This window comes from Nocardioides conyzicola, from assembly GCF_039543825.1.
Classification (GTDB): Bacteria; Actinomycetota; Actinomycetes; order Propionibacteriales; family Nocardioidaceae; genus Nocardioides; species Nocardioides conyzicola.
In genome coordinates, this window is sequence record NZ_BAABKM010000002.1 from 1,466,943 (window position 1) to 1,479,847 (window position 12,905).

14 protein-coding genes are annotated in these 12,905 nt (G+C 71.7%); 7 read left to right on the forward strand and 7 right to left on the reverse strand.

Annotated features, from left to right (window positions below):
* Positions 1-8: 8 nt before the first annotated feature.
* Genes ABEA34_RS10190 through ABEA34_RS10210 form a run of 5 tightly spaced genes read right to left on the reverse strand, consistent with a single transcriptional unit; the run spans position 9 to position 3,828 of the window.
* The gene (locus ABEA34_RS10190; RefSeq protein ID WP_345521142.1) at positions 9-782 is read right to left on the reverse strand and encodes an SDR family NAD(P)-dependent oxidoreductase; all 774 of its coding nucleotides are present in this window, start codon (positions 780-782) and stop codon (positions 9-11) included.
* Positions 779-1,189: a VOC family protein gene (locus tag ABEA34_RS10195; RefSeq protein WP_345521143.1), complete on the reverse strand. Its 411-nt coding sequence runs from the start codon at positions 1,187-1,189 to the stop codon at positions 779-781. Before ABEA34_RS10195 ends, ABEA34_RS10190 begins: the two co-directional genes overlap by 4 nt.
* Positions 1,190-2,548, reverse strand: a complete 1,359-nt coding sequence (locus ABEA34_RS10200) for an aldehyde dehydrogenase family protein (RefSeq protein WP_345521144.1) — start codon at positions 2,546-2,548, stop codon at positions 1,190-1,192.
* Positions 2,545-3,531: a fumarylacetoacetate hydrolase family protein gene (locus ABEA34_RS10205; protein WP_345521145.1), complete on the reverse strand. Its 987-nt coding sequence runs from the start codon at positions 3,529-3,531 to the stop codon at positions 2,545-2,547. Before ABEA34_RS10205 ends, ABEA34_RS10200 begins: the two co-directional genes overlap by 4 nt.
* Positions 3,532-3,534: 3 nt before the next feature.
* Positions 3,535-3,828, reverse strand: a complete 294-nt coding sequence (locus ABEA34_RS10210) for a putative quinol monooxygenase (RefSeq protein ID WP_345521146.1) — start codon at positions 3,826-3,828, stop codon at positions 3,535-3,537.
* 189 nt (positions 3,829-4,017) lie between these two features.
* Between ABEA34_RS10210 and ABEA34_RS10215 the strand changes: the two genes are divergently transcribed.
* The 6 genes from ABEA34_RS10215 to ABEA34_RS10240 all read left to right on the forward strand — a co-directional run bounded on the left by ABEA34_RS10215 (position 4,018) and on the right by ABEA34_RS10240 (position 9,728).
* On the forward strand, positions 4,018-5,010 hold the full coding sequence (locus ABEA34_RS10215) for a sugar ABC transporter substrate-binding protein (RefSeq protein WP_345521147.1): 993 nt from the start codon (positions 4,018-4,020) through the stop codon (positions 5,008-5,010).
* Between the two features lie 5 nt (positions 5,011-5,015).
* The gene (locus ABEA34_RS10220; RefSeq protein ID WP_345522775.1) at positions 5,016-6,107 is read left to right on the forward strand and encodes an ABC transporter permease; all 1,092 of its coding nucleotides are present in this window, start codon (positions 5,016-5,018) and stop codon (positions 6,105-6,107) included.
* 1 nt (position 6,108) lies between these two features.
* The gene (locus ABEA34_RS10225; protein ID WP_345521148.1) at positions 6,109-6,897 is read left to right on the forward strand and encodes an ATP-binding cassette domain-containing protein; all 789 of its coding nucleotides are present in this window, start codon (positions 6,109-6,111) and stop codon (positions 6,895-6,897) included.
* On the forward strand, positions 6,894-7,193 hold the full coding sequence (locus tag ABEA34_RS10230; protein WP_345521149.1) for a hypothetical protein: 300 nt from the start codon (positions 6,894-6,896) through the stop codon (positions 7,191-7,193). Before ABEA34_RS10225 ends, ABEA34_RS10230 begins: the two co-directional genes overlap by 4 nt.
* Entirely contained in the window at positions 7,186-8,319 is a 1,134-nt protein-coding gene (locus ABEA34_RS10235; protein ID WP_345521150.1) for an FAD-dependent monooxygenase, read from the forward strand. Before ABEA34_RS10230 ends, ABEA34_RS10235 begins: the two co-directional genes overlap by 8 nt.
* A 71-nt stretch (positions 8,320-8,390) precedes the next feature.
* Positions 8,391-9,728, forward strand: coding sequence for an FAD-binding oxidoreductase (locus ABEA34_RS10240; protein ID WP_345521151.1), 1,338 nt, complete (start codon positions 8,391-8,393; stop codon positions 9,726-9,728).
* Here the strand turns inward: ABEA34_RS10240 and ABEA34_RS10245 are convergent, their stop codons facing one another.
* Positions 9,729-10,418, reverse strand: a complete 690-nt coding sequence (locus ABEA34_RS10245; RefSeq protein WP_345521152.1) for a VOC family protein — start codon at positions 10,416-10,418, stop codon at positions 9,729-9,731. It abuts the gene before it with no gap.
* Between the two features lie 70 nt (positions 10,419-10,488).
* On the opposite strand from ABEA34_RS10245, the gene ABEA34_RS10250 reads away from it, so the two are divergent.
* On the forward strand, positions 10,489-11,784 hold the full coding sequence (locus tag ABEA34_RS10250) for a PP2C family protein-serine/threonine phosphatase (RefSeq protein WP_345521153.1): 1,296 nt from the start codon (positions 10,489-10,491) through the stop codon (positions 11,782-11,784).
* A 1-nt stretch (position 11,785) separates the two neighbouring features.
* Here ABEA34_RS10250 and ABEA34_RS10255 read toward each other — a convergent pair whose 3' ends face one another.
* Positions 11,786-12,886 carry a WD40/YVTN/BNR-like repeat-containing protein gene (locus ABEA34_RS10255; protein WP_345521154.1) on the reverse strand — a complete coding sequence of 367 codons (1,101 nt, stop codon included), beginning with the start codon at positions 12,884-12,886 and terminating at the stop codon, positions 11,786-11,788.
* Positions 12,887-12,905: the final 19 nt, after the last annotated feature.

The window sequence follows — 12,905 nt, forward strand, 5'->3', positions numbered from 1 at the left end:
TCTCCTAGTTATCCGAGGACGGACGCGCCGCCGTCGATGACGATGTTGGTGCCGCTGATCCACGAGGACTCGTCGGACGCGAGGAAGACCGCCGCGTTGACGACGTCCTCCGGCTGGCCGTGCCGACCGAGCGGGATCCGGTCGAGTACGACGCGCTGCATCCGCTCCGGCGGATCGGCCAGCAGCGGCGCGGTGTTGGGCGTCTCGGTCATGCCGGGGCTGATCACGTTGGCGCGGATGCCGTGCGGCCCGCCCTCGACGACCAGCTGCAGGGTCAGCGCGATCACGCCGCCCTTGGCGGTCGAGTGCGCGTTCTGCGGCATGAACTCCACGCCCCGGATCGCCGCGATCGAGCCGACGTTGATGATCGAGCCGCCGCCGCACGCCTTGAGGTGCGGCCACGCGGCGCGCACCGTGTAGTAGACGAGGTCGAGCTCGTTGCGCATCGTGAAGTCCCAGTCCTCGATGCTCAGCTCGTCGAGGGCGCCGAACCGCTGGGTCGACGCGTTGTTGTAGAGCACGTCGATGCCGTCGTACGTCGCGACCGCGGCGTCGACCCAGTCGCGGGCGGCGGCCGCGTCCCCGAGGTCGACGCCACCCATCACGGTGATCTCGCCACCCGCGGACCGGACCAGCTCCTCGGTGCGCGCGGCGCCGTCCCGCTCGAGGTCGCAGCCCACGACGCGGGCGCCCTCGGCGGCGAAGCGCCGAGCCGCCGCGACGCCCATGCCACCACCGACGCCGGTGATCAGCGCGACCTTGCCGTCGAGCCGCCCGGTCATGATGCCGTGCTCCGGTCCAGGAGCTCGACCAGGTTGCCCTCGGGGTCGGCGACGTAGGCCATCCGCACGCCCGGCTCGGGCGAGGGGCGCGGTGACATCCGGTCGCTGGCGCCGGCGGCGAGCAGGGCGTCGTACGCCATGTCCACGTCGGGGACGTCGAAGGCGACGTGGCCGAAGCCGCGGGTGAGGGCGGCCTCGACCGGGTTCGCGGCCTGCAGGCCTGCGACGTTGCCCGGACGCGAGAGCAGCTCCAGTCGCCAGCCGTCCGCCGATCGCAGCATCGCCCCGCTGAAGTCGACGTGGTCGAGGGCGAACTCGAACTCCACGTCGAGCTCCAGCGCGGCGCCGTACCAGGCCGTCATCGACTCCAGGTCGCTGACGTTGAGGCCCACGTGGTCGAGACGCATCTAGCTGACCACCATGGTGCGGACGTTGGTGAACTCCCGGACGCCCTCGGCCGACAGCTCGCGGCCGTAGCCGCTGCGGCCGATGCCGCCGAAGGGCAGCCGCGGGTCGGAGGCGACCATCGCGTTGACGAAGAGGGCGCCGGAGCGGACCCGGCGCCCCACGGCGAGGGCGTGCTCCGACGAGCCCCAGACCGAGGCGCCGAGTCCGAACGTCGTGGCGTTGGCGAGCTCGACGGCGTGGTCGTCGTCGCGGGCGCGGGTCACCGTCGCCACCGGGCCGAAGGTCTCCTCGACGAAGGCGGTCATGCCGGGCTCGACGTCGGTCAGGAGCGTCGGCTCGACGTACCAGCCCGGACCGTCGATCGCCTTGCCACCCGTGACGAGCCGCGCACCCTGTGCCACGGACTCCTCGACCTGCCGCACGACGGCGTCCCGCAGGTCCTCGCGGGCCATCGGCGAGATCTCCAGGAGGGCCATGTGGTCGACGAAGCGCTCGACGAACTCGTCGGCGACGTCCTCGTGGACGATGAAGCGCTTGGCGCACACGCAGCTCTGGCCGGTGTTGGTGAAGCGGGCCTTCACAGCGGTGGCGGCGGCGAGCGGCACGTCCGCGTCGGCCAGGACGACGAAGGGGTCGGACCCGCCGAGCTCGAGCACCGACTTCTTGATCGCCGCACCGGCGATCGAGGCGATGGCCGAGCCGGCACGCTCGCTGCCGGTCAGGGTGACGGCGGCGACCCGCGGGTCCTCGACCACGCGCCGCGACACGGCCGGGACGTCCTCGGCCGCCACGACCAACGACCGGAAGAGCCCGGTCGGGCAGCCCACATCCTGGCCAGCGTCGGCGAAGAGGTCCTCGATCGCGAGCGCACAGCCGGTGACGTCGGGGCTGTGCTTGAGCAGCGCGGCGTTGCCGGCGGCCAACGCCGCGCAGGCGAAGCGGAGCACCTGCCAGAAGGGGAAGTTCCACGGCATGACCGCGAAGACGACGCCGACGGGCTCGTACGACAGCCACGACCGCGACGCCGACGACTCGATCTCGTGGTCGGCCAACCAGCCGGTCGCGAGGTCGGCGACGACCTCGCAGTTCCAGGCGCACTTGTCGACCTCGCCGAGCGCCTCGGCGAGCGGCTTGCCCATCTCGGCGGTGATCAGCGCGGCGTACTCCTCGCGCCGCTCGCTCAGCCGCTTGCCGACGCCGCGCAGCAGCCCGAGGCGGTCGTCGAGCGGAGTGGCCCCCCACACCTGGGACGCCGCGTGCACGGCGGCCAGCGCCGCCTCGACACCGGCCTCGTCGTGCGCGTCGTACGTCGCGAGCTCCTCGCCCGTGGCGGGGTTGCGGGTGACGACAACCCTCATGCTGACGCCTCCAAGCGCGAGCGTCGACGGGCAGGGGCGACCGCGTCCACGGACTCCTCCGGCTCGACCACGAGGTTGCGGATCGTGCCGAGCCGCTCGATGGTCATCTCGACGACGTCACCGACCTGCAGCGGCGGTGGGGTCAGCGACCCGGTGCGGCCCCACGACTCGGCGAGCGACCCGGTGGAGCAGGTGCCGGAGGCGAGCACCTCGCCGGCCTTCACCCAGGACGCGCGGGACGCGTGCGAGACGAGCTGCTCGAAGGACCAGCCCATGTGCCCGGAGCGGTCCTCGCCGACCCGGACCCCGTTGACCGACACGGTCATCGGGAGGTCCAGGAAGCCGTCGCCGTCGCGGCAGTCATCGAGCTCGTCGGCGGTGACGACCCAGGGGCCGATCGTGGTGGCGAAGTCCTTGCCCTTCGAGGGGCCGAGCTTGAGGCTCATCTCCTTGCCCTGGATGTCGCGGGCGGACCAGTCGTTCATCACGCAGTAGCCGCCGATGGCGGCACGGGCCTCGTCGAGGGTCGCGTTGCGGACGTCGCGGCAGACGATCGCCGCGACCTCGAGCTCGAAGTCGAGGCGCTCGGTGTCGGGTGGCATCGCGACGTCGTCGTACGGTCCGGTCACCGCGTGCGGCGCCATGAAGAGGAAGACCGGGGCGTCGTACCAGGCGGCCGGCGGGCCCGGGTTGCCGTGGCCGCGCTCCATGCCGTCGACGTGCGCCTCGAAGGTCAGGAAGTCGCGCATCGCGACCGGGTAGACCGGCGGCAGCAGCACGATCTCGTCCAGCGACAGGCCGTCACCGGCCGCCGCGACGTCGGCTTGGGAGTCCCGCCACTCGGGAGACTCAGCCAGCAGCCCGACCAGGTCGAAGCCGGCGTCGAACGGGTGCACGCGGACGTGGTCACCCTGTCCGAGCACGAGCCCGACCTGCCGCAGGTGCGGCTCGTCAGCGCGCCGACGGAAGGTGGCGAGACGCACGACTCAGCCGCCGATGGTCTCGTAGAAGGCGCGCTCGCGGTTGGCGAGGACCGGGATGGCCTGCTCGAGCGCGTACTGCTTGAAGTGGTCCGACGCACCGTGCGCGGCGTACGCCGCCTCGTCGGTGTAGATCTCGAACAGGCGGAAGACCAGGGGGGCCTCGGGGTCCTGGAAGGCCTGGTAGAAGAGGTTGCCCGGCTCCTCGCGCGACGGCGGCGTGAGCTTCTCGATCGCGTCGAGCACGACGCCCTCCTGACCCGGCTCGGCGGTCCAGACGGCGCTGACGACGTACGACATGAAGGGGCTCCTCGGTGGGCGCGGTGTGACTGACGTCATCACGCTAGGCGCGGCTCCGACGGCCGGGGAAAGTGCGGACGTCGATGCCTGGCATCACTCCGATCGGGGTTCCGGGTGACCGCCGTCACCGGTTTCCTGTGACCGAACCCACAGGCGGAGTCCACCCGCCCCGGAAACCAGGAGTTGACGATGCAGCACCCCCTCTCCAAGCGAAGCATGGCGGCCCTCGCCGCCCTCGCCGTCGGCAGTCTGTTGACGCTCGCCGCCTGCGGGAGCGACGGCACCAAGCCGGCGGCCGGCTCGGACACGGGCTCGGGCTCGGACTCCAGCAAGACCCTCGTCTTCTCGCCCCTGGCGCTGAAGATCCCCGCGATGAAGCAGCTCTCGGAGGGCATCCAGGGCTACGGCAAGTCCCAGGGGTACGACGTCGTCGTCCAGGACCCCAACCTCGACCCGCAGAAGCAGGTCACCGACCTGCAGACCGCGATCTCGTCCGGGAAGGCCGACGCCGTCTGGGCGATCATGGTCGCCCCCGAGGCCGCCGCGTCCCTGATCCCGCTCGCCCAGGAGAAGGGCGTGCCGATGGTCGTCAACGGCACCCCGGAGGCGTACGGCCTCTCCGGCATGCAGCCGGGCATCTCCTTCGCCACCATCGACTACGGCGCCGAGGGCGAGGCCGCGGGCACCGAGCTCGGCAACTGCATCAACGAGAAGCTCGACGGCAAGGCCGAGGTCCTCTTCGAGGAGGCCTCCCCCGGCACCGCCGGCAAGCAGGAGTACGAGGACGCGGTCAAGAAGACCCTCGCCGCGACGGCGCCCGACGCGAAGATCGTCGCCACCACCGTGGTCAGCGACCGCCAGGCCGCGCAGACCGACGTCGGGAGCGTGCTCCAGGGGCACCCCGACATCACCGCCGTCTTCGCCCAGAACGACGAGGGCGCGCTCGGCACGATCGGCGCCTTCAAGGCCGCCGGCAAGGACACCCCGTGCATCACCGAGACAGGTGGCAACGACGAGTCCCTCGCCGCGGTCAAGAGCGGTGACATCTACGCCGTCGTGGCGCTCCAGTTCGCCGACGACATGACCCAGAACGTCGACATCCTCACCACGATGCTGAAGGACCCGACCGCGGACGGCGAGCAGCTCGTCACCCCGCAGAAGGTCGTCAAGGCAGGAAGTTGAGCACCGTGACCAACTCCGAGGCGACCGTGGCCGAGGCCCCTGGCCCCGGCCCGGCGCCGGCCCCCGTCAACAACTCCGGGCAGGACATGCCGCGCTCGGTGTCGGTCCTGGTGTTCTTCCGCGACCGCGGCATCTTCGTGCTGTGGGGACTGCTGATCGTGGTCTTCGCGTTCTGGTGCTCGCCGTACTTCTTCCAGGTCGACAACGCGCTGCTGATCGCCAACGCCGCCGCGCTCACCGCGCTCTTCGCGGCCGGTGTCGGCGTGGGCATCATGACCGGGGTCCTGGACCTGTCGCTCCCGGGCACGGCAGCCGTCGCCAGCTGCGTGTGCGGCTGGATCCTGACCCACGGGCACGCCACCTGGCTCGGCCTCGCGGCCGGGCTCGCCACCGGCGTCGTCGTGGGCATCTTCAACGGCCTCATCACCATCCGCGGCTTCAACCCGATCATCGTCACCATCGGCACGCTGTCGGTGCTGACCGGCCTGGCGGCCGTCATCGCCGGCGGCTACACGTTCCCCGGACTGACCCAGCTCGAGTTCATGGGGACGCACCGCTACTTCACGGTCGGCGACTCCTTCTCCGGCGTCCCTGCGCCGGTCTTCATCGTGGCGTTCGTCTTCGTCGTCGGCACGATCTTCCTGACCCGCACCCGCGACGGCATCCGGCTGATGGCGGTCGGCGGCAACGCCGAGGCGGTACGCCGGGCCGGCATCCACGCCACCCGCTACACGGTGCTCGGCTTCGTGATCTCGGGCCTGCTCGCCGCGCTCGGCGGCCTGGTCAGCACCGCGGTCGTCACCGAGGCGAGCCCGTCGGCCAGCCCGGCGATCATCTTCAACGCGCTGACCGCGGTCGCCCTCGCCGGCGTCGCGCTCACCGGCGGCCGGGGCAGCCTGCCCCGCGTCCTGGTCGGTGCCCTGATCCTGGCGACGATCAGCAACGGCCTCACCATCCGCGGGATCCAGCCCTACTGGGCCACGGTCTGCACCGGCGCCCTGCTCCTCGGCTCCCTCGCGCTCGAGCGGGTCATCCAGTCGAGCGTCTCGGAGCGGCTGATGGCCGCCAATCTCTCCGTCCACCAGAAGAAGGTCTGACATGACGACCCCTGCCCTGGAGCTGACCGGCATCGAGATGCACTACGGCTTCGTGCGTGCTCTCGACGACATCGACATCCACGTGATGCCGGGCGAGGTCGTCGGCCTGCTCGGCGACAACGGCGCCGGCAAGTCGACGCTGCTCAAGGTGATGTCCGGCGCCCACAAGCCGTCGCACGGCAGCATCCGCGTGCGCGGTGAGGAGCACTCCTTCAGCGCACCGAGCGACGCGGCCGACGCGGGCATCCAGATGGTCTACCAGGACCTGTCCCTGGTGGAGCCGCAGGACATCGCGATCAACCTCAACCTCGGTCAGGAGCAGCTCCGCAAGGGCCCGCTCGGCTGGCTGGGCTTCGTCGACCGCAGGGCGATGCGGCGCAGCTCGGAGAAGGAGCTGGACCGCCTCGGCGTCCGCACCGCTCCGATGACCCGGCCGGTCGAGATGCTCTCCGGCGGTCAGCGCCAGGTCGTGGCGCTCGCGCGCAGCGCGATCCGGGTCAACGGTGAGTCGCAGGGCATCCTGCTGCTCGACGAGCCCACGGCCGCCCTCGGCTACGAGCAGACCAAGAACGTCGAGGGCCTGATCCGCCGGATGGCCGACCAGGGCATCGCGATCGTGGTCGTCACCCACGACCTCCCGCTCTGCTACGAGGTCGCCGACCGTCTGGTCATCCTCAACCGCGGCAAGAAGGTCGCCGACCTGCCCGTCAAGGGGGCCGACCGCGACCACGTCGTCGGCTGGATCACCGGCTCGCGGGCGTCGATGTACGAGACGGCGACGACTGCATGAGCGTCCACCCGGCGTACGTCGAGCGGTTCCCGCTGCTCGACGGCATCTCGTCCTTCGAGGAGCTGATGAGCGACCCGGCCCTGGAGGAGCGGTTCCTGGCATTCATGCAGTGGCCGGACGCCGCCCCCGCGCCGGCGGTGACCGCCGTCGACGTCACCCGGCACCTGGTGCCCGGCGTCCTGCACGGCTTCCTCAACCTGCCCGCGGAGGTCGAGCCCGTCGGCCACGCCTTCCAGCTCATCGCCGACGCCGTCGCGACACCCGCCCTCACTGCCCAGGAGGCTTCCCATGTCTGAGTCCCACACCAACCGCGTCCTCGTCGTCGGCGGCGGCATCACCGGCGGCGTGCTCTCGCTCGCCCTGGCCCAGAAGGGCGTGTCGGTCATCCTCGTCGACCTGCGCGAGTCGCTCGGCGGGGTCGGTCACGGCATCACCCTGCAGGGCAACGCGCTCAAGGCCTTCAAGGCCGTCGGCATCTACGACCGGCTCGCCGAGAAGAGCTTCCCCTTCAGCCACCTCCGCCTGCGGACCGCCGACGGCCACGTGATCGCGGAGATCCCCACGCCGCCGATGGGCGGGCCCGACCTGCCCGGCACGATGGGCGCGGTCCGCGGCGACCTCGCCGACATCCTGGCCGAGGAGGTCGTGGCGGCCGGCGTCGACGTACGCCTCGGCACCACGCTCACCGCCATCGACGACCACGGCGACTCGGTCACGGTCACGCTGTCGGACGGCACGTCCGAGACGGTCGACCTGCTGGTCGGCGCCGACGGCATCCGCTCCAAGGTGCGCTCGATGATCGGCATCACCGACGAGCCGCACCACGTGGGCATGGGCATCTGGCGCACGGTCGCCAAGCGGCCCGCGGAGATGGACTGCTCGGAGATGTACTACGGCGGCCCGAAGTACAAGGCCGGCTACACCCCCATCTCCGACGACCTCTGCTACGCCTTCCTGCTCGAGGAGGACCTCGACCGGTCCTACCTCGGCGAGGGACCGCGCGGCGCCGAGCTCAAGGAGCGCGGCCAGGGGTACGGCGGCACCTGGGGCGTCGTGCGCGACAGCCTCGCCGACGACGCGATCGTCAACTACCAGTGGATCGAGGCGATCTGCGTCGAGTCGCCGTGGCACCGCGGCCGCTCGATCATCATCGGCGACGCCGCCCACGCGTGCCCGCCGCTGATCGCGCAGGGCGCGGCGATGTGCGCCGAGGACGCGGTGATCCTGGCCGAGATGCTGACCGGCGGTGACAAGGTCGACGACGTCCTGCCGGCCTTCATGGAGCGCCGCTTCCCGCGCGTGAAGATGGTGCTCGACAACAGCCTGACCCTCGCCGAGTGGGAGATCCACCCGGAGACCGAGGGCGCCGACCCCGGCCGGATCATGGGCCAGACCCTGCACGCGCTGGTGGCCCCGGCCTGATGAACACCCCACCACGTTCTTCTCCTCCGCTTCGCTCCCCCGAACAACTTGGCGGGGACCCCGTTCACTGCGTGGTGATCGGCCGGGAAGAAGCGGGCTTCGAGGAGGCGCGGGTCGACCGGATCTTCAACCGGCGCCTCCCGGACCGCCGGCCCGCGGCCGTCGTACGCCCGACGACCGAGGCGGAGGTGGTCGACGCCGTACGTCTCGCTCGTGAGCGTGGGTGGCAGGTCGCCGTACGCTCCGGCGGGCACAGCTGGGCGCAGTGGTCGGTGCGCACCGATGCCCTGGTCATCGACCTGGGCGGGCTCCAGGAGATGGAGCTCGACGAGGAGACGGGGATCGTCCGCGTCTCTCCCTCGACGAAGGGCGGCGCCGAGCTGGCGCCGTACCTCGCCGAGCGCGGACGGTTCTTCCTCGGCGGCCACTGCCCGACCGTCGGTGTCGGCGGCTTCCTGCTCCAGGGCGGGCAGGGCTGGAACGCCCGCGGCTGGGGCTGGGCGGCGGAGTACGTGGTGGCGGTCGACGTCGTCACGGCGGACGGTGCGCTGGTGCATGCCTCTGCGGACGAGAACGCCGATCTCTACTGGGCGGCCCGCGGCTCCGGCCCCGGCTTCCCCGGGCTGGTGACCCGCTTCCACCTGCAGACCCGGCCGCTCCCCCGGCACTTCGCGCACACCGTGCAGGGTTTCCGGCTCGAGGACTTCGACGACGTGATGACCTGGCTGCACGACACGCACCACACCGTCGCCGACACCGTCGAGATCGTGGCGCTGACCAAGACCGATTCCACCCTCGGACCCGACCCGATCCTGCTGGTCACCGCCCTCGCGATGGTCGACGACGAGGCCGAGGCCGAGCGGGCGCTGGCACCGTTCCGCGGCAACCCGGCCCTCGACCGCGCGATCTTCGTGATCGACAACCAGCCCACCACCCCCGAGGCCGAGCGCACTCGTCAGCTCGAGGACAACCCCGAGGGCCACCGCTGGGCCGTCGACAACGCCTGGCTCTCCGGCTCGGCGGCCGAGGTCGTCCCGGCGATGCGCCGCGCCTACACGACGCTGCCCAACGCGAAGGCCTTCACGATCTGGTTCTCGATGGCGCCGCTCCGCGAGCTCCCCGACATGGCGTTCTCGCTCCAGTCGGAGATCTACCTCGCGTCGTACGTCCTCTGGGAGTCACCCGAGGACGACGAGCGCTGCATCTCCTGGCTCGAGGGTGCCATGGCCGACCTGGAGCCCGTCACGGTCGGCCAGTACCTCGGCGACAGCGACCACACCCGCCGTCAGGTGCGATTCATGTCCGACGACGCCTGGGCCCGGTTGCAGCAGGTCTACGCCGACCGCGACCCCGACCGCCTCTTCGTCGGCTACCTGGGCGAGAGCGCCAACCGCAACCACTGGTCCTGACTACTCGGCCCGAAGCCTGAACTCGTGCCCGTCCGGGTCCGCCAGCATCTCCCCGTCGACGCGCGATGCCCCGAGATCGAGCAGCCGCCTGACCTCTGCCTCCAGGTCACCGTCGGCAATGAGGTCGAAGTACACGTGCTCCTTGCCCAGCTTGGGCCGGTACGGCGGGCCGCCCCACGTGATCTTCGGACCTCCGTGCGGTGACCGGATCGCGGTCTCCTCGTCCTGGTCCCACACCAACGGCCAGTCGAGGGCCGCGGCCCAGAAGTAGCCGCACTCCGGTGACCCGTCGCCCGACAGCGCCCCGATGAACGGGCAGTCGGCGAGGAAGCCGTTGTCCGGCTCGATCACGCAGAGCTCGTTGCCCTCGGGATCGGCCAGCACCACGTGGTCGACGTCGCCCTGACCGATGTCGAGGTGCCGGCCGCCGAGCTCGAGGACGCGATCGACGGTCTCCTGCTGCTGGTCGAGGGTCTCGCTCCGGAGGTCGAAGTGGTACTGGTTCGGCCCGACCTTCGGGGCGTCGCTCGGCACGAACCGCAGCAGGAACCCGGTGTCGTCGTCGGGCACCAGGGCCACGTCGTACGACGGGCCGTCGACCGTCTCCCAGCCGAGCACGCCCGACCAGAAGCGCGCCAGACGTACCGGGTCGCGTGCGTCGAAGCAGAGGGCGACGATCCGAGACGTCATGCCACGCGACGCTAGGTGCCGGCGGACGGCGCCGCAACGCGATTGATCCGGGAGGTCTACGCTCGTCGAGATGACGGGGTCACGCACGACGAGGAACGTCGAACGTGTCCTGAGGGCCGCCGAGGACGCCTCACCGGTGGCCGCGGTCGAGGCCGTCGCCCGCGAGCTGGGGGTCGCCTTCGGTGCCGTCGCCGTGTCGTTCCTCATCACCGACCTGTCCGGGCGCGCACTGGTGCGGCTCGCCCACGTGCCGCTGTCGGCCGACCCGGCTGCGACCCCGGACGCGCTCGCGCGCGGCGAGCGCCGCGAGGACGAGGAGTCGGCGACGGTGCTCCCGTTCGACGGCGGACCCCACGAGCAGGCCGTGCGCACCCAGACCATCCAGGTCGTGCGGGCGGACGCGGAGGCGACGTGGTCGGTGCTCGCCCCGGTCACCGAGCGCGGGGAGTCCGTCGGCGTGCTCGAGCTGCAGCTCCCGGAGGAGCCGGACCGCGACGTCCTGGCCGAGATCGGCCGGGTCGCGCACCTGCTCGCCTTCGTGATCATCGCCAACCGCCGGCACACCGACCTGTACGAGTGGGGGCAGCGCAGCCGGGACTTCACGCTGTCCGCGGAGATCCAGCAGCGGTTGCTCCCCGAGGCGCGCACCTGCGAGGCCGCCGCGTTCACGCTCGCGGGGTGGCTGGAGCCGGCGGCGAGCATCGGCGGCGACACGTTCGACTACAGCCTGGCTCGCGACTCGCTGCACCTGTCGCTGACCGACGCGATGGGGCACGGGGTCGAGGCCGCCCTGACGGCGAGCGTGTGCCTCGCGGGACTCCGCGGCGCGCGCCGCCGCGGCCTGACGCTGCTCGACCAGGCTCGGGAGTCGAACGCCGCGGTGTCCGAGCACGCCTCGCACCGGTCCGACGAGGACTTCGTCACCGGACTGATCGGCCGGATCGACCTCGGGTCGGGGTCGCTCGAGATCGTCAACGCGGGCCACGTCGCGCCGTACCTGCTGCGAGGCGGTGACCTGATGACGCTGGACCTGCGGGTCGACCTGCCCCTCGGGATGTTCGCCACCAGCACGTACGCCGCCAGCGTGGTGCAGCTCGAACCCGGCGACCGCCTGCTCCTGGTGACCGACGGCATGCTCGAGCGCAACGTCGCCTCGGTCGACCTCCCCAGCGCGATCCGCGAGGGCCAGGACCTGCACCCCCGCGAGGTCGTCCGGGCACTGGCCGACCACGCGCTCGTGGCGGCCGGGCACGCCCTCGAGGACGACGCGACCCTGCTGTGCCTGGACTGGCACGGGCTGCACGACGAGGCCCGGGGATCCGTCTCCGGCGCCGAACCCTCGCGCGCGAGCCCCGGGACGGGCTAGCTCAACGGGCGAGCCGGGCGACCCGGCCGCTGCCACCGGCGGCCCAGCACGCACCGTCGCGGGTGCAGTCGAGCGCGTGGTAGCCGTTGGTGCTGACCTGGGTCCAGCTGCGACCGCCGTCGGTGCTGACGCTGGTCCCCTTCACGTCGCCGGACTCGCCGGTGACGACCAGCCGGTCACCCCGACCCTTCAGGTAGGCGACGTCCTCGCCCAGGTGTGCCAGGTCGCCGGCGTTGCGCCAGCTCCGGCCGTGGCGGGTGACCGCGACGGCGTCGACGCCGTCGGCCGGGGCCGCGAAGTCACCGCCGACGGCGATGCCTTGCTGCGGCGTACGGAACGCCAGGCCGAACACGCCCGCGGCGTCGCCGGCCGGGATCGTGGAGTCGGTGGCGGTCCAGGTCAGGCCGTGGTCGTCCGAGCGGAAGACGCGCGACGCGCCGCCGCCGGAGCCGAAGTACGCCGTCCGCCCGGCCGTCACGAGGCAGTCGCCGCTCGCGGCGAAGCCGAACTCGGTCGACGTGTCCGGCATCCCGGCGTCCGGGAGCACCGCCCAGGTGCGGCCGGAGTCCTGGGTCGAGAGGATCCGGAACTTCCCGTCGACCGGGTCGCTCAGCGCCAGCCCGCGCTTGCCGCCGGGGTAGAACGCCAGGCAGTCGTAGAACGCCGCCGGGTCGTCGTTGACGAAGGCTGCGGTCCAGCTCGCTCCGCCGTCGGTGGTGCGGTAGATCCGGGAGGCGTCACCCGGCCCGATCGCCAGGACCACGGCCTCCCTCGCGCTGCGCGCCTCGACGTCGCGGAAGAGCAGCCCCTCGGTGCCGGGAGGGCTCACGTCGTCCCAGCTCCGGCCGCCGTCGGTCGTGCGGAACACCCGTCCCGGAGCGCCCTCGGTGGCGCTGCCGCCGGCCACCCACGCCGTACGCCGGTCGACGGCGTCGAGACCGCGGAAGCTCTGGTCGGCATCGATGACGGTCTCGTCCCACGCCACGGCGTGGTGATGACCGTGGCCATGGCCCGGCGGGTGCTGACCCCCGGCGTACGCCGGGGTCGCGACGGCGGAGCCGAGGAGCAGGGTGGACAGGGCGAGCGTTCCGAGAAGACGCATCGCACCACCCTGAGGCAGG

What these genes read in the sequence shown, in the direction of transcription:
- ABEA34_RS10210 (WP_345521146.1), bottom strand. Translation starts at nt 3,828, where the DNA reads ATGTCGTACGTCGTCAGCGCCGTCTGGACCGCCGAGCCGGGTCAGGAG.
- ABEA34_RS10230 (WP_345521149.1), top strand. Translation starts at nt 6,894, where the DNA reads ATGAGCGTCCACCCGGCGTACGTCGAGCGGTTCCCGCTGCTCGACGGC.
- ABEA34_RS10225 (WP_345521148.1), top strand. Translation starts at nt 6,109, where the DNA reads ATGACGACCCCTGCCCTGGAGCTGACCGGCATCGAGATGCACTACGGC.
- ABEA34_RS10235 (WP_345521150.1), top strand. Translation starts at nt 7,186, where the DNA reads ATGTCTGAGTCCCACACCAACCGCGTCCTCGTCGTCGGCGGCGGCATC.
- ABEA34_RS10250 (WP_345521153.1), top strand. Translation starts at nt 10,489, where the DNA reads ATGACGGGGTCACGCACGACGAGGAACGTCGAACGTGTCCTGAGGGCC.
- ABEA34_RS10195 (WP_345521143.1), bottom strand. Translation starts at nt 1,189, where the DNA reads ATGCGTCTCGACCACGTGGGCCTCAACGTCAGCGACCTGGAGTCGATG.
- ABEA34_RS10190 (WP_345521142.1), bottom strand. Translation starts at nt 782, where the DNA reads ATGACCGGGCGGCTCGACGGCAAGGTCGCGCTGATCACCGGCGTCGGT.
- ABEA34_RS10215 (WP_345521147.1), top strand. Translation starts at nt 4,018, where the DNA reads ATGCAGCACCCCCTCTCCAAGCGAAGCATGGCGGCCCTCGCCGCCCTC.
- ABEA34_RS10200 (WP_345521144.1), bottom strand. Translation starts at nt 2,548, where the DNA reads ATGAGGGTTGTCGTCACCCGCAACCCCGCCACGGGCGAGGAGCTCGCG.
- ABEA34_RS10255 (WP_345521154.1), bottom strand. Translation starts at nt 12,886, where the DNA reads ATGCGTCTTCTCGGAACGCTCGCCCTGTCCACCCTGCTCCTCGGCTCC.
- ABEA34_RS10245 (WP_345521152.1), bottom strand. Translation starts at nt 10,418, where the DNA reads ATGACGTCTCGGATCGTCGCCCTCTGCTTCGACGCACGCGACCCGGTA.